17 protein-coding genes are annotated in these 19,207 nt (G+C 37.8%); 12 read left to right on the top strand and 5 right to left on the bottom strand.

Annotation, left to right across the window (positions count from 1 at the left end; genetic code table 11):
- The first annotated feature begins 3 nt into the window (after window positions 1-3).
- From CDOM16190_RS07895 to CDOM16190_RS07920, 6 genes are all read left to right on the top strand, one after another.
- Entirely contained in the window at window positions 4-783 is a 780-nt protein-coding gene (locus tag CDOM16190_RS07895; RefSeq protein WP_169974785.1) for a flagellar motor protein MotB, read from the top strand.
- Window positions 780-1,514, top strand: a complete 735-nt coding sequence (fliP, locus tag CDOM16190_RS07900; protein ID WP_169974783.1) for a flagellar type III secretion system pore protein FliP — start codon at window positions 780-782, stop codon at window positions 1,512-1,514. The genes CDOM16190_RS07895 and fliP overlap by 4 nt, the downstream gene beginning before the upstream one ends.
- 97 nt (window positions 1,515-1,611) lie before the next feature.
- Window positions 1,612-2,895 (top strand): TolC family protein, encoded by a 1,284-nt coding sequence (locus CDOM16190_RS07905; RefSeq protein WP_170019915.1) that lies wholly within the window; start codon window positions 1,612-1,614, stop codon window positions 2,893-2,895.
- A complete protein-coding gene (locus CDOM16190_RS07910; protein WP_169974779.1) occupies window positions 2,892-3,635 on the top strand; it encodes an efflux RND transporter periplasmic adaptor subunit in 744 nt (247 codons plus the stop codon). The genes CDOM16190_RS07905 and CDOM16190_RS07910 overlap by 4 nt, the downstream gene beginning before the upstream one ends.
- A complete protein-coding gene (locus tag CDOM16190_RS07915) occupies window positions 3,636-6,656 on the top strand; it encodes an efflux RND transporter permease subunit (protein WP_170019917.1) in 3,021 nt (1,006 codons plus the stop codon).
- A gap of 9 nt (window positions 6,657-6,665) precedes the next feature.
- Window positions 6,666-7,280 carry a tetratricopeptide repeat protein gene (locus CDOM16190_RS07920; protein WP_170019919.1) on the top strand — a complete coding sequence of 205 codons (615 nt, stop codon included), beginning with the start codon at window positions 6,666-6,668 and terminating at the stop codon, window positions 7,278-7,280.
- Here CDOM16190_RS07920 and CDOM16190_RS07925 read toward each other — a convergent pair.
- From CDOM16190_RS07925 to CDOM16190_RS07940, 4 genes are all read right to left on the bottom strand, one after another.
- The gene (locus CDOM16190_RS07925; RefSeq protein WP_170019921.1) at window positions 7,277-8,443 is read right to left on the bottom strand and encodes a sensor histidine kinase; all 1,167 of its coding nucleotides are present in this window, start codon (window positions 8,441-8,443) and stop codon (window positions 7,277-7,279) included. The genes CDOM16190_RS07920 and CDOM16190_RS07925 overlap by 4 nt on opposite strands.
- Window positions 8,436-9,098 (bottom strand): response regulator transcription factor, encoded by a 663-nt coding sequence (locus CDOM16190_RS07930; protein WP_170019923.1) that lies wholly within the window; start codon window positions 9,096-9,098, stop codon window positions 8,436-8,438. Before CDOM16190_RS07930 ends, CDOM16190_RS07925 begins: the two co-directional genes overlap by 8 nt.
- Entirely contained in the window at window positions 9,098-9,415 is a 318-nt protein-coding gene (locus CDOM16190_RS07935; RefSeq protein WP_211437434.1) for a hypothetical protein, read from the bottom strand. Before CDOM16190_RS07935 ends, CDOM16190_RS07930 begins: the two co-directional genes overlap by 1 nt.
- Window positions 9,416-9,486: 71 nt before the next feature.
- On the bottom strand, window positions 9,487-10,395 hold the full coding sequence (locus CDOM16190_RS07940) for an AEC family transporter (protein WP_170019925.1): 909 nt from the start codon (window positions 10,393-10,395) through the stop codon (window positions 9,487-9,489).
- Between the two features lie 152 nt (window positions 10,396-10,547).
- On the opposite strand from CDOM16190_RS07940, the gene CDOM16190_RS07945 reads away from it, so the two are divergent.
- The 5 genes from CDOM16190_RS07945 (at window position 10,548) to CDOM16190_RS07965 (ending at window position 16,565) form a co-directional block, all read left to right on the top strand.
- Window positions 10,548-11,744, top strand: coding sequence for an efflux RND transporter periplasmic adaptor subunit (locus CDOM16190_RS07945; protein WP_170019927.1), 1,197 nt, complete (start codon window positions 10,548-10,550; stop codon window positions 11,742-11,744).
- A gap of 3 nt (window positions 11,745-11,747) precedes the next feature.
- Window positions 11,748-13,679 carry a MacB family efflux pump subunit gene (locus CDOM16190_RS07950; protein ID WP_170019929.1) on the top strand — a complete coding sequence of 644 codons (1,932 nt, stop codon included), beginning with the start codon at window positions 11,748-11,750 and terminating at the stop codon, window positions 13,677-13,679.
- Between the two features lies 1 nt (window position 13,680).
- Window positions 13,681-15,024: a TolC family protein gene (locus CDOM16190_RS07955; protein WP_170019931.1), complete on the top strand. Its 1,344-nt coding sequence runs from the start codon at window positions 13,681-13,683 to the stop codon at window positions 15,022-15,024.
- A gap of 80 nt (window positions 15,025-15,104) precedes the next feature.
- Window positions 15,105-15,389 carry a hypothetical protein gene (locus tag CDOM16190_RS07960; protein ID WP_170019933.1) on the top strand — a complete coding sequence of 95 codons (285 nt, stop codon included), beginning with the start codon at window positions 15,105-15,107 and terminating at the stop codon, window positions 15,387-15,389.
- Window positions 15,390-15,434: 45 nt separating this feature from the next.
- Entirely contained in the window at window positions 15,435-16,565 is a 1,131-nt protein-coding gene (locus CDOM16190_RS07965; RefSeq protein WP_170019934.1) for a hypothetical protein, read from the top strand.
- Between the two features lie 63 nt (window positions 16,566-16,628).
- Here the strand turns inward: CDOM16190_RS07965 and tgt are convergent, their stop codons facing one another.
- The gene (gene tgt / locus CDOM16190_RS07970) at window positions 16,629-17,744 is read right to left on the bottom strand and encodes a tRNA guanosine(34) transglycosylase Tgt (RefSeq protein WP_170019936.1); all 1,116 of its coding nucleotides are present in this window, start codon (window positions 17,742-17,744) and stop codon (window positions 16,629-16,631) included.
- Between the two features lie 34 nt (window positions 17,745-17,778).
- On the opposite strand from tgt, the gene CDOM16190_RS07975 reads away from it, so the two are divergent.
- On the top strand, window positions 17,779-19,188 hold the full coding sequence (locus CDOM16190_RS07975; RefSeq protein WP_170019938.1) for a COG3400 family protein: 1,410 nt from the start codon (window positions 17,779-17,781) through the stop codon (window positions 19,186-19,188).
- The last annotated feature ends 19 nt before the right edge of the window (window positions 19,189-19,207 follow it).

Raw genomic sequence — 19,207 nt, forward strand, 5'->3', positions numbered from 1 at the left:
AAAATGGCTAAAAAACTAATTGATCCGGCTGATTGTCCTAAATGTTTGCCGGCGTGGCTTGCATCTTTTGGTGACTTGATGTCTCTTTTACTATGTTTTTTCGTCCTTCTTCTTTCTATGAGTACTATGGATGCCAAAAAGCTTGAAGCGGCTATAGGCTCACTTAGCGGAGCTTTGGGTGTGCTTGAAGGCGGAAGAAGACCTGACGTAGCGGCTGAACAAAATGAGGAATTTCACTCCGCTGCAAAGCTACCAACCACTGATATACAATCAAAATTTCAGCAGACTGTAAAATCCATAAATGAGCTTTTGCATGCAAGCGGATCTCCGGAAGTATCATTTGAAGAGAGCGAGGATGGATTTATCATAAGATTGCCTGCTAGTTTGTTATTTGAAAAGGGTAAGGCAAATTTACAAAACGATGATGCGATTTTGTTTTTAAGACGAATTTCTATGGTGATAGATAAGCTTCCCGAAGATATCGTAGCAAACGTTATAGGGCATACCGATAATCAAACGCCAGATAGTCTAAGTATATATAAAAACAATTGGGAACTCTCATCCGCAAGAGCCATGAGTGTAGTTGATGAGCTTATCAAAAATGGAGTCAATCCTAAAAAACTGATGGCTTCAGCTAAAGCTGAATTTGAGCCTTTTGCTCCAAACACAACAGAGCAAGGCAGGGAGAAAAATCGTAGAGTAGAAATTCACTTCATATCTATGAATTCTAAAAATAAAGAAAAAACGCAAAAAAGCATACTTGACATGCAAGGAGCTCAGTGAAAAAGGTACTGATATTATTATCGGTCGCTTTTGTGCTATTTGCCGATGATACTGTAACTATCCCGACCGTAAATTTAACCCTAACGGCACCCGATACGCCACAACAACTCGTAACCTCGCTAAACGTATTAATCGTCTTAACGATACTAACCCTTGCGCCTTCGCTTGTTTTTATGATGACAAGCTTTTTGCGTCTTATTATCGTGTTTTCATTTTTGCGTCAAGCGATGGGAACTCAGCAAATGCCCCCATCTACCGTGCTTATCTCACTTGCCATGGTACTTACGTTTTTTATCATGGAGCCTGTGGTTAAGCAGTCTTATGACGTAGCCGTTAAGCCCTATCTGGATGAGAAGATAAGCTATCAAGTCGCATTTGAAGAGGGAGTTAAGCCGTTTAAAGAATTTATGATAAAAAATACCAGAGAAAAGGATTTGGCTCTGTTTTTCCGCATAAGAAATTTGCCAAATCCGCAAAATATCGAAGAAATTCCGCTAACTATAACTATGAGCGCATTTATGATAAGCGAGCTAAAGACCGCTTTTGAGATAGCGTTTTTGATCTACTTGCCGTTTTTGGTTATAGATATGGTTGTAAGCTCGGTGCTTATGAGTATGGGTATGATGATGCTTCCGCCTACGATGATCTCGCTGCCTTTTAAGCTGCTTATCTTCGTGCTTGTGGACGGCTGGAATTTACTTGTGATGAATTTAGTGCGGAGTTTTCATTAGATATTTAGTGCTAAAATTGAAAAAAGGATGGCAAAGATGGCATTTAAGTACAAATTTTATCTTCCGATTAAACATCTAAGCCATAGCGGAGCTTAGTATGAAAAAGGCTTATCTGGCGCTCGCTCTTGGCTTAAGTTTAAGCGCAAGCAGTCTAAGCGAGATCATAAATTTAGCTCACAGCTCAAATTTAGCTCAAATTTCAAGCATGCAGCCTCAAAAATCACAGCTTAAGCACGAAAGCGTTCGCAGCTCTTATATGCCAAATTTAAACTTAAAAGGCGGATACAATTATCATTTGCTAGATCCTAGCATACTAACTCCAAAGCAAAGCCTTCAAATTTTAGCCAGTATCGAGTTTTTGTTATATGACGGAGGCAAAAGAGAGGCGAGCTTGACCGCGCTTAAGCACCTGCACGGAAGTGAAATTTTAAAAAATGAGGATTTTAAAAACTCTCTTGCTCTTGATATTTGCAGGCTTTACTTTAACTTTATTGCGCTAAATGAGATCATAAAAGCAAAAGAGGCTCAGATAAACTATCTTAAAAACGCCCTTGATAGGCTTGAGAAATTTTACTCCGCCGGACTTGCGGCGATTGATGAGTTTGAAGCGATCAAGGCTAAATTTCACGCTGCAAAGGTTGAAGCGCTAAGCTATAAGCAAAAGCAAGATGAGATAAACAGCAAGATAAATCTGCTCACAAATGAAATTTTAACCCCTTCAAGCGGCTCCAGGATAGATGAGCCAAATTTGGCGCAGGGTTCAAACAAAACGGCTCTTAAAGTCCTTGAAGAAGAATTTAAGGCAAGCCGTGAGGATATAAAGATCGCAGGCTCAGCCACGCTTCCGCAAATTTTCATTAAAGACACTTACTCCGTTTACCGAAACGACTTTGACAACGACTTCTCTTCGCTTGATCCTAGGTTTCAGGCCATAACGCCGTATCTTGATACGATTTTTAAGAAAAGACACAGGACAAACGAGATAACCCTTGGTTTCTCTTGGAAAATTTTTGATTTTGAAGCAACTAGCAAAGAGAAGCAGATTAAACAAATAGCGTCAAATCAAGCCGCTTTGAATTTGGAGCAAAAGAGGCTTGAAAATAGGATAAATTTGCAAAATTTAAAAAACGAATTAAATATCTTAAAAGAAAAAATTAACGCCCATGAGCTGGCATTGAAAGCCGCCGATAGCTCTTATGAAGGGGTTTTTAAAAAATATGAAGCGGGACTTAGCGGATATGTGGAGTTTTTGCAGGCGTTAACGGCTAAATTTGAAGCCCAAAGCGGGCTTGAGCTGAGCAAGGATGAATACGAGATAAAAAAGGCCGAGTTTTTGTATGAAAACGGCGAGGAAATTTTAAAGCGAGTAGTAGAGCGATGAATAGAATTTTAGGAATTTTAACCACTCTTTGCCTGATACTATCTGCGCAAGAGCAAATTTATGCAAATTTTGACGTAGTGGCTAAACACAGCGCAGAGCTTGCCATAAAGAGCTTTGGTATAGTTAAAAAGGTAAATGTAGATGTTTCTGATATGGTAAAAAGGGGCGATGTCTTAGTTGAGCTTGAAAACGAGAGTGAAAAAATCGCGCTTGAAGCGGCTAAAAATGATTTAGAGCTTGCAAATTTGGCTCTTAAGCACGCTAAAGATATATTGGAACGCTTTAAAAAAGTAAAAAGCGTAACTTCTACTCAGGCTTACGAGGATGCGGAATTTGAGTTTAAGCGAGCTAGTTTAGCGGTGCAAAAGGCAAAAATCGCTATCAAAAACGCAAACGAAATGCTTGAAAACAAACTTCTTAAAGCTCCTTTTGACGGCACAATATCCAAAAAGAGCATCGAAGTAGGCGAAGGTGTAGGCGGAGTGGCTCAAAGGCTCATTGGTATATTTTCATATCCTGAAGTTAAGCTTATGATCAGCTATGATGAGAAATTTAAAGATGTAGTAAAAGTAGGAAGCCAGTTTAGGTATAAGCTTGACGGCTCAAACGAAGAAATGGTAGGCGCTATAGCTTTAATTTATCCTAAAATAGATATGAAAACACGTAAAATTTACGCTGAAGTTTATGCGCAAGGTCTTATGCCGGGGCTTTTTGGCGAGGGATATATAACGGTGAAATAGATGTATAGATTTGCCATAAATAGACCCATAACGACTTTGATGATATTTATGTCGCTTGTCGTTTTTGGCGTCATGTCGCTACAAAGAATGCCCGTAAATCTCTTTCCCGAAATTGAAATTCCGCTCATTAAGATCACTACTTACTCGGGTGGAGATATGAATTTAATCGAGTCAAAAGTCACTAAAAAGATAGAAGATGAGATCTCTACTATTGACGGCATAGATAAAATTCACTCATACAGTTACAATAATCTAAGCGTGGTGCTTATACAGTTTGACCTTGAAAAAGATATCAACGTAGCTGCCGATGACGTGCGAGATAAGGTAAGTAAGGCGGGCGTTGACGGTAGAAGCGAGATAGAAAAGATCAAAGGAACGGGCGATAGAATTTTAAACATATTTATAAGCTCAAATAGTGGCGATGAAGTCGCTCTTATGAAGCTTGTGGAAGAGAAGGTAAAGCCATTTTTGCAGCGCATTGACGGGATAGGCAAGGTTGATGATACGGGATTTTTGCAGCCTCAGGTGAAAATTTACCTTGATCCTTTTAAGCTTGATAAATTCGGTTTGAATGCAAACGATGTCGTAAATTTGATCAAGACTCAAAACTTAAAAGCCCCTTTAGGCAAGCTTGAAAACGAAAATTCCGAACTCTTTTTAAAGAGCAATTTTGACGCAAGCAGCATAGATGAGCTTAAAGAGCTTAGGCTTGCAAGCGGGATATTTTTAAAAGATGTCGCGCGCATAGAGCTTGATAAAAAAGATACCGACAGTATCGCCGTGATGAACGGCAAGCAAGGCGTCATGCTTGAGCTTTTAAAGATAAGCGGAGTAAATGCGCTAGCTACGATAGAAAACGTAAAAGCTAAGATAGATGAGCTAAGGCAGATCGTGGGCAGCGAGTATGAGCTAAAGATCGCCTTTGATAACAGTGAAAACATCACAAAGCACATCAGGCAGGTTGGATTTGATATGGTGCTTGGGGTTGTTTTAACCATCTTTATAGTATTTTTCTTTCTTAGGAATTTTAGCTCTACCGTTATCTCTGCACTTTCCATACCTACGAGCATTATCGGGACGTTTTTTATTATCGATATGCTTGGATTTGATCTAAATCGCCTTACTTTGATAGCACTTACGCTTGGGATCGGAATTTTTATCGATGATGCGATAGTCGTTATAGAAAATATCTCAAAAAAGATGCAAGAGGGCGAGACAAACCCGCTAAAAGCAAGTTTTGCGGGAGTGGGCGAGATAACATTTAGCGTACTTTCTATAAGTGCCGTTTTGCTTTGCGTATTTGTGCCTATTGCGTTCATGGAAGGCATTGTGGGTAGATACTTTAACTCCTTTGCCATGAGCGTAGCGGGCGGTATCGTGGTGTCGTTTTTTGTATCTATTATGCTTATACCAAGCCTTGGGGCTAGATTTTTAAACGCGCAAGAGGGCAAATTTTTTCATCTTACAGAGCCTTTTTTCGTCGCTCTTGAAAACGGCTACGCGTGGCTTTTAGCGATTATTTTAAAATTTAAAACTATATTTGTTATTTTAAGCCTTGCCTTGCTTGCGCTTTGTATTAGCCTTGCCATGAAAGTCGGCATGGATTTTATGCCTATTGAAGATAATGGTGAATTTGAAATTTTCATTAAAGCGCAGCCCGGAATTTCACTTGTTGCTATGAGTGAAAAGTCCTCGGTTGTGCTTGATGAGCTAAATAAAGACCCGCGTGTGGATTATGCCTATATGCTCGTAGGATATACCGACGCCAAGGATGCTTTTAAGGCTAAAATTTACGCTAAATTAAAAGACATAAAAGAGCGAAGAGATAGGCAGCCTCAAATCATGGAAGAGTATAGAAAGAAGCTTAAGATCGATGGTTTAAATATCAAAATTTCAGCCCTTCCTATGGTTGATGCAGGCGGAGCAAACGAGCCTGTGCAGCTAGTTATCACGGGTGATAGCTTGGAAAAACTTGATGAAATTTTATTTCAGGCTAGGAAAATTTTAGAAAGCGTTAGCGGAGTTGTCGATATAAGCAGCGACAACGAAGATAGGATAAATCAGCTTGAAATTTCGGTAAATAAAGAAAAAGCCAAGCGTCTAGGCATAAGCGAATATGATATCACAAGGGTGGTTTACGGCTCTTTTGGGCAAAATTTCCTCGGCTCTTTTGATGACGGCAATGACCAATACGACATAATGCTTAGGTTTGATGACGAGCATAGAAAAGATGTATCTTCACTTGAAAAGCTGCGTATAAGAAGCGCAAGCGGCGAGAGTGTCGCGCTAAATTCGGTCGCAAATTTTAAGCTTACTAAGACCTTTTCATCGATTATGCGATTTAACAAACAGCGCCAAATCCTAATCGTGGCAAACGTCGATAACATCCCGCTTGATAACGTTCAAAAAGTTGTCGATGAGCAAATCCCAAGCATACTGCCTAAAGGATATGATTACCGCATGACGGGCTTTATCGAGCTTATGAATGATACGAACGAGGCGTTTATATTTACGATTAGCCTTAGTGTAATTCTCATATACATGATACTAGCCGCACTTTATGAGAGCCTTATCATGCCTTTTATCATCATGATATCTATGCCGCTTGCATTTGGCGGAGTTGCCGTGGGGCTTTATCTAAGCGGAAATTCGTTCAGCCTTTTCGTGATGGTCGGAGCGATTTTGCTATTTGGAATGGTTGGCAAAAACGCCATTTTGGTTGTAGATTTTGCAAACAGATACGCAAATGAGGGCATGAATGTAAATGAAGCTATTATAAAGGCGGGCTCAAAGCGGTTAAGAGCGATACTTATGACAACTTTTGCGATGATATTTGCCATGCTTCCGCTTGCTCTTTCAAGAGGAGCGGGCTATGAGGGTAACTCGCCTATGGCGATATCTATCATCTCAGGACTCATCAGCTCTACGATCCTTACGCTATTTTTGGTGCCTGCGCTATTTGGCATAACATATAAGGTAGATAAGTTTATCGGTAAAATTTACAAAAGAGATGAAATTTAAGGACGCAAAATGAGCTTTAATAGTTTTTATCAGCTTGTTTTTATCACGGTTTTATTTAGCGGATGCGCCTCTTTAAGCCCTGCTAAAAATCAAAATTTGCATAGTAAATCAAACAATGCTGAAGCTAAACAAGAGCATATATGTAAGGATAAAACCTCAAACGAGTGCAACGACATGGGTGTTGAATTTGAGCTTGCTGATGATTTTAAGAGTGCTGAAATTTGCTATGAGGAGGCTTGTAAGAGTGATCTTGCGGTAGCTTGCTCAAATCTTGGCTCGCTTTATCAGAAATTTAATGATGATAAAAACGATGCGGAAGTGCTAAATCTATTTTTAAAATCTTGCCGATTAAACAGCAAATACGGCTGTTATAACGCGGGCAATTCATATAGACTAGGCACCGAGACGGGGCATAATTTCGTGCGAGCCATAAAACTGTATGAAAAAGCCTGCATAGATCTTAAGCACTCAAAGAGCTGTACAAATTTAGGCGGCATGCACCAATTTTCTTTAGGGGTTGAGGGCGGTAGCAGGGATGTGGCTAGGAAGTATTATAAGATGGGTTGCGAGCTTGGCGATGAGGTAGGGTGTAAAAATTTCTCCTTGCTTGAGGATAAATTTTAGCTCCAGCTTACTTTAAAAGTCGTGTTTTGACCGATCTCGCTTTCGCAAATTATACTTAAATCGTTGCTTTCGCAAACTCTCTTTACTAAATTTAGTCCTATACCAAATCCGCCTTGGTCGTTATTGAACCGTGTATAGCGATCATAAATTTTCTTTTGTTGCTCTTTGCTGATACCTTCGCCGCTATTTGTGATGGCAAATTCCTTATCATTTAAATTTATACTCACAAATCCGCCTACGTTTGAATATTTTATAGCGTTACTGATGAGGTTATCTATCATTCTTCTTACCTCATAGAGGTTTGCGTTTATACTCGCTTCGCTTAAATTTATTTGCGGGATGATTGAGCGTTTGGCAAAAAACGGAGCGAAATATTCAAGCCGTTCGTTGAATAGATTTTTTAAATTTATCTGCTCTTTTTTGCTTGCGTCGCTTTTGCTAAAGGATAGGTATGTAAGATCTTCGTAGATATTGCTTAGGCTTCTGGCTGCTAGTTCGATGTTATTAAGGCGTTTTAAATTTTTGCTGCTAAGCGTGTTTTTATCGGTTGTTTCTATACTCATCATTATTATGCTAAGGGGCGTGTTTATCTCGTGCGTTGAGTCTTTTATGAAGCGATTTAGCGCATTTATCTTGGTGTGAAGCGGCTCCAAAGAAAGCTTTGCCAAGTAGTAGGCTATAACCATGATAATTGTAAGTATCAGAAGTAAATTTCCTAAAATTTTAAGCTTTAAGATATTTAAATCGCTTCTTATATCTCTTCCTTCAAGCAATATATTTGCCGTTGAGAGCTCTCCGGTGGCATTGCTTTCCATGCTTTGAAGCGCTTCGTATATGACTACCTTGCCATCTTTTAAAAACGCTACGTTTTTTTTGGCATCTTGCAGACACTCAGTGTCTTGATAGATTATCTTGCCTTCTTTTGACACGATACACGCGCTTACTTGTTTTTCTTGCATGAGTGCAGCGGCGGAATTTATGCCGTTCATGCTGGCTTTCATGTAAATTCCCATTTTTATCTCTTTGAGATTTTTTACTTCGTTTGAGATAAGCGCCTCTTTTGCCATTTTGTAATCGTTTATCGAAAAATAGCTTAAAAATAGCGCGCTGGTGATTAGATAGAGGGATAAAATTTTAGATATTATCTTGGTTTTTTCAGACATAGATATAGCCGTCACCTCTTTTATTTATGATGCTGTCCTTGCCTAAAATTTGGCGTAAAGTCCTTATATATACGCGCAAACTTTGCTCGCTTGGCTCTTCGTCATAGCCCCAAATTTTATCATATATAACTTCTTTTGTAAGAAGTTTGTTTTTGTTTTGTAAAAATAGCGCTAAAAGCTCACTCTCTTTATTTGAGATATTTACATTTTCGCCGTCTTTTTGAACTGTTTTGCTGTCTATGTGAAATCTAAACCCGTCGGCAATTTCGATAAAGTCATCGTTTGTATGAGAGAAATTTCGCCTAAGTAAATTTTTGATACGCAAAAGCAGCTCTTTAAGCTCATATGGTTTTTTAAGGTAGTCATCGCAACCGCTTTTATAGCCTACCTCAAGATCTTCTATAGTATTTAGGGAGGTCGTAAATATAGCAGGAGTATCTACGTCAGCCTTCCTTAAGGACGATAGAAGCGAAAATCCATCGCCTTTAGGAATTTTAACGTCAAGTATCAAGATATCGAATTTTTGCTCATAGGCTAGATCAAGAGCGGTTTTAGCATCTACGCAAGCGGTTATCTTATAATCTCTCTCGCTTAGATATTCCGTTATCATTTCGCTTAAAATTTCATCATCTTCTACGAGCAAAATTCTTGTCATTACATTATGCCTTCAGGTTTTTTCATCTCTTTTTTCATTTCATCTTTTTTCATCATCATATCATCTTTTTTCATCATCATATCATCTTTTTTATCAGACATATCTTTTTTCATGTCGCCTTTCATCTCGTCTTTATGCATTTTCATATCATCTTTCATCTCTTTTGCCATCGGCATATCTTTAGACATCATATCATCTTTCATCTCTTTTGCCATCGGCATATCTTTAGACATCATATCATCTTTTTTCATATCTGCCGCCATAGCACCACCAACCATAAACATAGCGCCAAGCGCAACTAAAACTAACTTTTTCATTTTGTCTCCTTGTGATAAATTATGCTGAAAGCTTAACCAAGAAGTGTGAAGCGAGTGTGAAATATAAAAAATTACAAAAATCCGCAGATAAAATATACCAAAGGAAGACTGATAAAGCTAAATGCAACGCCTGTAGCTACGGCTGAAACTGCAAGCTGACTGTCTAAATTCGCCTTCATTATCATAGCGCTTGCTAAAACCATCGGCGGCATAGCGCACTGAAGAATTCCTATGAGCCATTTAGGGCTAAATTCAACGCTAAATATTAAAGCTATAAGGATAAACATAAGAGGAGCTATTAGCATTTTGCCTGCGATTACGATTAAAGTGGCTTTATATGAACTTCTTATGCTTCTAAATCCAAGACCGATACCTATAGCAAAAAGGGCAACCGGAACTACGCTTTGGCTAAAAAGATTAAGCGCGGTAAAGATAACTGAAGGAAGCTCGATACCTCTTAGTATAAGACCTGCGATAAGTGCGATAAATGGCGGAAATTTAAGCACTTTTATAGTGTTTTGCACTAGCGAAACTTTAGCGGGCGCTCCAAAAGAGAGCACAAAAGGTCCGATGATAGATATAGGTATGGATGTTGCAAACTGATCGTAAAATATAACTTCATTTAGAGCTTCTTCTCCAAAAAAGCCCGTGATGATAGGCATACCGATAAAGATGGTGTTGCCAAACATCGCCAGCAATAAAGCGCTAATGGCGGTGGCTTGGCTAAATTTAAAGGCTTTACAGACGAAAAACACTACAAAAGCGGCTGCAAAGGAGGATAAAAAGCCGGTTAAGATGATATTTATGAGAGTTTTATCTATGCTTACGTGATAAATTTTATCAAAGATCAAAGCAGGCAAGGCAAAGCATAGCGCGTAGTCTATAAATACACTTGCATGCTTTTGCTCAAAAATCTTTATTTTCTTTGCGAAATATCCAGAAGCTATAAGAATAAATATTGAGAGTAGAGGGGTAAACATAATTTTCTTTATCTTTTAAATTTAAGCCAAAATTATATGGCAAGGGTTATTAAATCAAGATAAAATTAATATTATTAACTTTATTAGATAGTAAAATTTAGGATAATTTTAATATAATGCTTGATTTAAATTTAAAAATTCAAAGTAATAATATGAAAAAAATAATCAAATTTATAATATTTTTAGCCATTCTTGCCGCCTGTTCTTTTTTTGTGTATGAAAAATATTTTAAAAAAGAAAAGCCGGATGAAGTATTAACCTCTGTGGCTTTTAGAGGCGAACTTATAAAGAGTATTGATAGCAACGGCGAAATTTATGCAAACGAGCTTATAGATGTGGGTGCGCAAGTTTCCGGTCAGATAAAAAAGCTATATGTAAAGCTGGGCGATAAGGTAAAAGCTGGCGATATGATAGCGGAGATCGACTCTGCAACTCAGCAAAATAACGTAGATACTAAAAGGGCTCAGCTTGGAATCTATGAAGCGAAGTTAAATAGCGCAAAGGTAGCTCTTGAGATCTCAGAGAGTAAATTTAACCGAGAAAAAGAGCTTTTTAGCAAAAACGCAACCTCAAAAGAAGAGTTTGAAAGCGCTAAAAACTCTCTTGCCGTTACAAAGGCAAACGTAAAAGAGATAGAAGCGCAGATAGCTCAGACTAAAATTTCTCTAAACACCGCTCAGATCGATCTGGGATACACTAAAATAGTTGCACCAAAAGAGGGCACTATCGTATCGGTTCAGGTTGAAGAGGGTCAAACCGTAAATTCAAACCAGACGACGCCGACCATCGTAAATATAGCGGATCTAACGAAGCTAAAACTAAAAATGGAGATAGCAGAGGGCGACATCACAAAGGTAAAGGTTGGCTCAAAAGTTGAGTACTCTATCCTTTCAGAGCCAAATAAGAAATTTTATACCGAAATTAGCTCCATTGACCCTGGGCTTACTACTCTAAGCAACGGCAAATACAGTCAAAAAACATCATCAGGAAGCTCTAATTCAAGCTCTTCGGCAATTTATTATTACGCCAACGCTCTTATAGATAATCAAGATGAAATTTTACGTATAGGAATGACAACCTTAAATGTCATCATACTTAAAAGCGTAAAAGATGCGATCATAGTGCCAAATACGGCTATCAAAAAGCAAGATTCAAGGGTGGTGATAGAGGTGCTAAAAGATGACGGCTTAATAGAGACAAGAGAGGTTAAGGTGGGGCTTAGCGATAGTATAAAATCTCAAATAATAAGCGGTATAGAAGATGGCGAAAGAGTTATTACCTCAAGGAGTTCGGCCGATCAAATAAACAAGATGATAGAGCGCGAAAATAAAAGAATAAGAGGCAGGTAAAATTTGAGTTCATTAATAGAGCTTAAAAATTTAAGCAAGAAATTTAAGCTTGGTGAAAATAGTTTCGATGCTCTTAAAAATATAAATTTAAATATAAGAAAGGGCGAATTTATCGCTATTATCGGGCAGTCCGGTTCAGGCAAATCAACGCTTATGAATATCCTCGGCTGCCTTGACAGTCCGACAAGCGGAGAGTATCTTTTAAACGGGGACGATGTGGCTAAATTTGACTCGGATTCACTTGCTAATCTAAGACGTAATAAATTTGGCTTTATATTTCAAAGATATAATCTATTAGTAACTTTAAATGCGCTATCAAACGTATCACTGCCTAGCGCTTATGCGGGGCTTGAAAAAAAGGATAGAGAGGAAAGAGCGACTAAAATTTTAAGCGGATTAGGATTAGATGACAAGCTTGATTCGCTTCCAAATAAGCTAAGCGGTGGACAGCAACAGCGCGTAAGTATCGCAAGAGCGCTTATGAACGGAGGCGAGATAATCTTAGCCGATGAGCCCACAGGCGCGCTTGATAGTGCAAGCGGGCTAATGGTGATGGAAATTTTAACAAATTTACATAAGGAGGGACACACCATAATCATCGTAACTCACGATGCAAACATCGCGGCCTACGCAAATCGTATCATAGAGATAAAAGACGGTGAAATTTTAAAAGACATAGCAAAAAAAGATGAAATTTTCCCCTCTAAAACCACTAAGCTCAAACAAAAAAATGCCATAAGCTTTTACAAAGATCAGTTTATAGAGAGTTTTAAGATGTCGTTAAATTCGATATTTAGCCATAAGCTAAGATCTGTCTTAACCATGCTTGGCATCATCATCGGCATAGCTTCGGTTATCTGCGTAGTAGCTCTGGGTAAGGGCTCTCAGCAGCAAATTTTATCAGACATCAGAGGTATCGGCACAAATACCATAGATATATATCCCGGCAAGGGTTTTAGCGATCTTAGAGGCATAGTAAAGACTCTAACCATATCAGATACGGTAATGTTATCTCGCCAAGACTATCTTGATAGTGTTACTCCAAATACAACTGCAAGCGGTATGTTGACATATAGAAATAAATCCGCGTCAGCTAGCATGAGAGGAGGAGGTGCTCAAAGTCTTGATGTCTTGGGGCATAAATTTGAAAAAGGCAGATCGTTTAATGAAGATGAGGTAAAAAACTCCGCTTCAGTGTTAGTTATAGATCAAAATACAAAATATGAATTTTTTCAAGGAATCGATCCGATAGGAGAAACTATACTTTTTAATAAACGTCCGTTTCGTATAATAGGAGTTTTGAAATATAGTAGTAATATAGGCGACTCAAGCACGCTTAGAATTTACACTCCATACACGACTGTTATAAACAAGATAACCGGCGATAGGTTTATAAACTCCATAACAGTCAAAGTAAAAGATGAGGTGAATGCTCAGGTCGCCGAGCGAAGTCTGACTGAGGTTTTGGCTGCAAAAAGAGGAAAGAAGGACTTTTTTACAAGAAATTCGGACACCGTAAAAAAGACTATAGAGAGTACGACTAGAACAATGACGCTTCTGATATCTTGCATAGCTTTTATATCGCTTCTGGTAGGCGGAATAGGGGTTATGAATATAATGCTTGTTTCAGTAACCGAGAGAACAAGGGAGATAGGAATAAGAATGGCTATAGGCGCAAGGCAAGGAGATATCTTACAGCAGTTTTTAATAGAGGCGGTGATGCTGTGCGTGATCGGAGGAATAGTCGGTATAGCGGCGTCTTTTGGGATAGGGTATGTATTTAATAAATTTTCACCACAAGTTCATATGATATTTTCTAATCTCTCTATCGCAGTCGCTCTATGTACCTCTACTTTTATCGGTATAGTATTTGGCTATATGCCGGCAAGAAGCGCGTCAAAACTAAATCCTATCGAAGCTCTTTCAAGGGAATAAGATGAAGAAAATTTTGGTATTTGTGTTTGTGGTTTTGTTTAGCGGATGCGCGGTAAAAAGCATAAATGAAGACTATAGTAAGCTTATTTTGGATGAAAATTTAAGCCGAAATTTTGAATTTGAGCAAGAGTGGTGGAGGGGGTATGATAGAGCTTATCTGAACGAACTTATTGAGCTTGCGTTAAAAAACAACACAAATTTGCTAAAAGCAGCGATAAATATAAATAAAGCTTTGGCTCAAGCAGGCGTTGTAAGTGCAAATTTGATCCCAAATTTTAGTGCAAATTTTACGGCTGATGTAAGTAAAAATTTAGAAGGCGGTAAGCCGAGCAAAAGCTATAAAAGCGGCGTTTCTCTAAACTATGAAATCGATCTTTGGCAAAAGCTTGCAAACTCACGTGACGCTGCTCTTTGGGAGGCAAATGCGACGAAATTTGACGCCGAGGCTGCAAGGCTTGCTTTGATAAATAGCGTTGTTGATAGCTATTTTGAGATCATATATTTAAACGAAAGCCTTGAGCTTTATGATGCCACGCTTAAAAACTACCGCGAACTTGAAGCGATAGCTAGGGCTAAATTTGAGCTTGGTAAAGGCGAAGAACTATCTTTAAAGCAGATTCAAAGCTCACTTTTAAACGCTCAAAACAAAGTCTTAAACGCTCAAAAAAATCTAAATTTAGCCAAGCAGACTTTAAGGATATTGCTTGCCGAAAGCCCTGAATTTGAGTTTAAATTTGCCAAAATTTCGCTTAAAAATATAAAATTTCTAGGTGTAAATTTAGATGTGCCACTTTACGCTATCGCAAATCGCCCCGATATAAAAGCGGCCATAGCTCGCATAGAGGAGAGCTTGCTAAATGTAAAAGTTAGCCAAAAAAACTTTTATCCAAGCGTTAGCATTGCAGCTAGCCTTAGCGGAAGCGGCGATCGGACAAGTGAAGCATTTTCGCTTAAATTTTTAGGCGGAAATTTAAACCTAAATTTGCCGTTTTTAAACTACTCTCGCCTTAAAAATAGCCTAAAAATTTCAGAGGCGAATTTTGAACTAGCTAAGATAAACTACTTTGAAACTTTGATAAAGTCCTTAAACGAGCTTGATACGGCGTATAAAAATTTAAAAAACGATGAGCTGCTTTTGAAAAATTACGAAAAGCAAGCCATAAATTTTAAAGAGATAAGCGAAATTTATAGGCTTAAATTTGATGCGGGCAAGGGCGAGCTAAAGGACTACTTGCAAGCTAGAAATAGCGAACTGGACGCTCGCTCTAACCTCATCTTACAGCGATATAAACTGCTGCAAGATGAGATAAATATATATAAGGCTATGGCGGGCAGGGTTAAATAAAACTGTAGAAATTTATAAGTCATTTTATATTTATTATGTTATGATTTAAACTATATATTTTTATTTAAAAAGGAATAGGTATGGCTTTAACTAAAACTCAGGTCTCATCTCTTTACGTTAGTCTTTTTGGTAGAACAAGTGAAGGTGGCGGTAATCAATATTGGGTTAATATGTCAAATATTGAAAATTTAAGTGTGTCAGCTATAGCCGATAGAATGCTTGATACTCCGGTAGTAAAACAATATTTTCGAGATAATTTAAACGATAATTTCAAATTTATAAATTTTATATATGAAAATACTCTTAATAAATCAGCTTATGAGGGAAGAGGCAAAGAGGTTGATAAGGCAGGAGTAGAGTATTGAACTAGGCTTCTTGAAACTAAGACAAAAGGTGAGGTTGTTAATGCAATGATACAATCCGTTTATGATCCCAAATACGAAACTCTTGATGCTGCTAGATTGTTTAAAAACAAAGTTATACTATCCGATCTTACTTCAGATGCTATAAAAGATGCTAACATTAATAATCTTCAGCCATTTATAGACGCTATAAATAGTGTTAACCCCAATTCTACTTTAAGCGATATCCAGAAAATAGTTAATGATACTCAAGATAAGATTGGCAACTTTACTGCACCAATTGTAAATACAAACAGCTGGTATTGGGAGGGGGACAAGCTTGTTGTAGGTAAAGATGCAGTGGGAATGATTACAATAGACAAAATACCAAGAAGCATTAAGGTTGAGGAATTGGATTTGATATCAACCACTATGGATGCTTCTTTTTTTACGGAGAGTATGTTGTTAAATAATATTATTGACAACTATAGAGATTGGACTGGGTCTCTATTTTGGTTTGAAAAAGGGGTAGTAACTCAATATAGAATTAATGACACAAGGTATTTGGCTATAGAAAAAGATGGATTAACTAAGTTTGCTGATAATAATAAATATCACTCTCCGACACACGATCTTATGATAAAAATTATTGATATGCCAAAAGATATGGACGGTTATTTTTCGTATCATTCCGAAGAAAAAGGAGAAATAGCTCTATCTCCAAATACTTTAATTCCGCTTAGACCAGACATATCAAGAAACCCAAATACCGTTGATAAGAGCGTAGAAACAAAAGGATATCATTGGGATGTTGATGTTTTAGTTGTAGACAAAAATACTACTGGTTTAATTAGTATAGACAAGATACCAAATGCTATCAAATTAGAAGGAGTTATGTTGAGTGCCATAGTTGTTCCTTACGATGTATATGATAGTAAATTAGAATTTTTTAATAATGCTTTTGAAAATAATGGGTATAAAGTTAAATCAGTCTGGGGGAAAGGTCAAATTTATGAAGCACAAGTAGAAAATAGTAGGTATGTTTATATTGATAAAGACGGTTTTTCTACTAGAGGAATTGGTTTTAATTCATATTCTCCGCAAAATGATTTGATGATAGAAATTGTAGGTATGCCTATGTCAAAAATGCATTATAAAGAAGGCTATGGAGATGATTTAAGTGAAGTTGTTTTAGTGTAGATAGGATTAAGCATTAAGACAAGTAAATATATAAATAAAATATATTTACTTGTATCTTGTTTTTTATCTTTTTTGATAAAAATTCATCTTAAATTCGCTAAATTTGCCCTGCATGATCGCCTCTCTCACCTGTTTCATCAAATTTAGATAGTAGTGCAGGTTGTGAAGGCTAGCTAGGCGGAAAAATGTAAGTTCGCGCGCTTTATATAGGTGATTTAAGTAGCCACGCGAGTAGTTGCGACATGTGTAGCACGAGCACTCGTGGTCTATGGGCGCGTTGTCTTTTATAAATTTGGCCGATTTTATATTTATCTTGCCAAAGCTTGTAAACAAAGTGCCGTTTCGCGCATTTCTAGTAGGCATCACGCAGTCAAACATATCAACTCCGCGCTCCACGTTTTCTACCAGATCCTCAGGCGTTCCAACTCCCATGAGATAGCGCGGGCGGTTTGCGTCGATATATGGTATCACGCCTTCAACCGTATCATACATCTCCTCGTTGCTCTCTCCTACGCTTAAGCCACCTATGGCAAGTCCGTCAAAGTCCATGTCACACAGCGCTTCGGCGCAAAATTTACGCGCTTCGTAGTCGGTTCCACCTTGAATGATGCCAAATATATTTTGCGTTAAGCCTATGCCTTTTTGCTGGTTTGCTCTGTGGTAATCAATAGCTTCCTTAGCCCAATTTATCGTGCGTCTTATGCTAAGCTGGGCCCGCTTAGGCTCGGCAGGCAGGGCGATAAGATCATCAAGTATCATCATGATATCCGAATTTAGATCATACTGTGTATCAAGCACGCTTTTTGGCGTAAAATAGTGCAGGCTTCCATCTATATGGCTTTTAAATTTTATCCCGCCATCGTCGTTTTTGGTGTTTGACCTTAGAGAAAAGGCTTGAAATCCGCCGCTATCTGTCAAAAATGAGTGGTTAAATTTGCTAAATCCGTGCAAGCCTCCAAGCTCCTTTACTATCTTTGAGCCAGGTCTTAAATATAGATGGTAGGTGTTCCCTAAAATGATCTTAGCATCTAAAATTTCCGTCATATCGATAGCATCAAGGCTCTTAACTGCACCAACGGTGCCAACAGGCATGAAAACCGGAGTAGTGATAGTGCTATGGGCTGTCGTAATGGTGCAGGCTCTGGCATTGCCGTCTGTTTTATCTATGCTAAAAGTCATTTCGCTATAATATCCCTTTAAATTTGGAGTCGTTATGAAAAATATTTTGGTAATTGCAGATGGAATTGTAGCGAAACATTTCTTAGAAAGATTGTTTGTGGCTAAAAATAGTTCGCATCACTACACCGTTATAACCTATAAAGACGATATTGTACCTACAAATTTAAGCTTGGAAAATTTCTCTTTTTATCGGTTTGATCCTACTAGTTTTGAGAGATTAAAGGGTGTCGTAAATAGCTATTTTAGCCAGTTTATGGTGGTCGTAAATGATAGCTTTGATGCTGTAAATGTATATAAAAATTTAAGGCAAATCAGCAAGAAAACAGATATTTTACTTATGGATATCTGGGGGCTTGAAGATAAAATCATAGCTGAAGATAAGCATTTAACGATTCTTGATGAGAGAGACGTGATGACGGTTAGACTTATAGAGTCGCTTCCTGATATGCCTGTGGTAGCTGATAATATAGGACTTGGAAGAGGCGAGATAATGGAGGTCAAAGTACCAGTAGGAAGCTCCTATATGTATCGTCACGTGGCTTCCATACCTCAAAAAAAGTGGCGTATAGCGATGATTTACCGAGGATCAAATTTTATGATCGCCACTCCATCGTCTATGATATTGCCAAATGATACATTATTAATTGTAGGCGAGCCAAGCGTTCTTTTAAGCGTTTTTAGAAGTATCAAAAAAGAGACGGGGCAGTTTCCAAGCCCATTTGGATCAAATTTATACGCTCTAATAGATATGAAAAACATGAGCGAAGATGAATGCAGAAAACTTGTCGCAAGAAGTATTAAATTTAATAAACGACTCAACAATAAGCGACTTTATATCAAGGTCATAAACTCTATGATAAATGAGGTTTATGAAACCCTAAGAACCATGAATAGCGAGTCTATAGTGGTTGATTTTAACTACTTTACAAGCAGCTGTGAGATTATAAGAGAAGATGTGGTAAAACACGATATAGGCATGGTGATAACCACAAATAGTTTTTTTGAGGCTCACAAAAAGCTATTTTTTGATATCAAAAGACCTATTATGACCATAGGCAAAAATAAGATAGAGGATATCTCAAAAGGTGTTGTTTTAAGTGGCGGAGAGGATATAGAGAGTCAGTCGGCGGCCATACTTGATTGTTGCTCTCAGCTTGATATACCAATCTCTTTATATCATTTTACTATGGGCAAGGCTAAAGATTCAAGCCTTTCAGAGCATTTTGACAACCTTTCTAAAATTTTTGGCAGAAAGGTGGAGATTATAGAGGATAGCGAAAAAAATCCGATATTAAAGCTAAAGAGTGAGGAAAATTTGTTGCAATTTATGTTATTTACTAAGAAAATGAGCAGAAAAGATCCTTTGGCGTCTATTTCAAATGACATGAATAGGCTTTATATGAGACTTAACAGTAATTATCAGATTTTTATACCAACAACTTAGTAAATTTGGATAGAATAAA

The organism is Campylobacter sp. RM16190, from assembly GCF_012978835.1.
Lineage (GTDB): Bacteria > Campylobacterota > Campylobacteria > Campylobacterales > Campylobacteraceae > Campylobacter_A.

What these genes read in the sequence shown, in the direction of transcription:
- CDOM16190_RS07895 (WP_169974785.1), top strand. Translation starts at nt 4, where the DNA reads ATGGCTAAAAAACTAATTGATCCGGCTGATTGTCCTAAATGTTTGCCG.
- CDOM16190_RS07905 (WP_170019915.1), top strand. Translation starts at nt 1,612, where the DNA reads ATGAAAAAGGCTTATCTGGCGCTCGCTCTTGGCTTAAGTTTAAGCGCA.
- CDOM16190_RS07910 (WP_169974779.1), top strand. Translation starts at nt 2,892, where the DNA reads ATGAATAGAATTTTAGGAATTTTAACCACTCTTTGCCTGATACTATCT.
- CDOM16190_RS07915 (WP_170019917.1), top strand. Translation starts at nt 3,636, where the DNA reads ATGTATAGATTTGCCATAAATAGACCCATAACGACTTTGATGATATTT.
- CDOM16190_RS07920 (WP_170019919.1), top strand. Translation starts at nt 6,666, where the DNA reads ATGAGCTTTAATAGTTTTTATCAGCTTGTTTTTATCACGGTTTTATTT.
- CDOM16190_RS07925 (WP_170019921.1), bottom strand. Translation starts at nt 8,443, where the DNA reads ATGTCTGAAAAAACCAAGATAATATCTAAAATTTTATCCCTCTATCTA.
- CDOM16190_RS07930 (WP_170019923.1), bottom strand. Translation starts at nt 9,098, where the DNA reads ATGACAAGAATTTTGCTCGTAGAAGATGATGAAATTTTAAGCGAAATG.
- CDOM16190_RS07935 (WP_211437434.1), bottom strand. Translation starts at nt 9,415, where the DNA reads ATGAAAAAGTTAGTTTTAGTTGCGCTTGGCGCTATGTTTATGGTTGGT.
- CDOM16190_RS07940 (WP_170019925.1), bottom strand. Translation starts at nt 10,395, where the DNA reads ATGTTTACCCCTCTACTCTCAATATTTATTCTTATAGCTTCTGGATAT.
- CDOM16190_RS07945 (WP_170019927.1), top strand. Translation starts at nt 10,548, where the DNA reads ATGAAAAAAATAATCAAATTTATAATATTTTTAGCCATTCTTGCCGCC.
- CDOM16190_RS07955 (WP_170019931.1), top strand. Translation starts at nt 13,681, where the DNA reads ATGAAGAAAATTTTGGTATTTGTGTTTGTGGTTTTGTTTAGCGGATGC.
- CDOM16190_RS07960 (WP_170019933.1), top strand. Translation starts at nt 15,105, where the DNA reads ATGGCTTTAACTAAAACTCAGGTCTCATCTCTTTACGTTAGTCTTTTT.
- CDOM16190_RS07965 (WP_170019934.1), top strand. Translation starts at nt 15,435, where the DNA reads ATGATACAATCCGTTTATGATCCCAAATACGAAACTCTTGATGCTGCT.
- tgt (WP_170019936.1), bottom strand. Translation starts at nt 17,744, where the DNA reads ATGACTTTTAGCATAGATAAAACAGACGGCAATGCCAGAGCCTGCACC.
- CDOM16190_RS07975 (WP_170019938.1), top strand. Translation starts at nt 17,779, where the DNA reads ATGAAAAATATTTTGGTAATTGCAGATGGAATTGTAGCGAAACATTTC.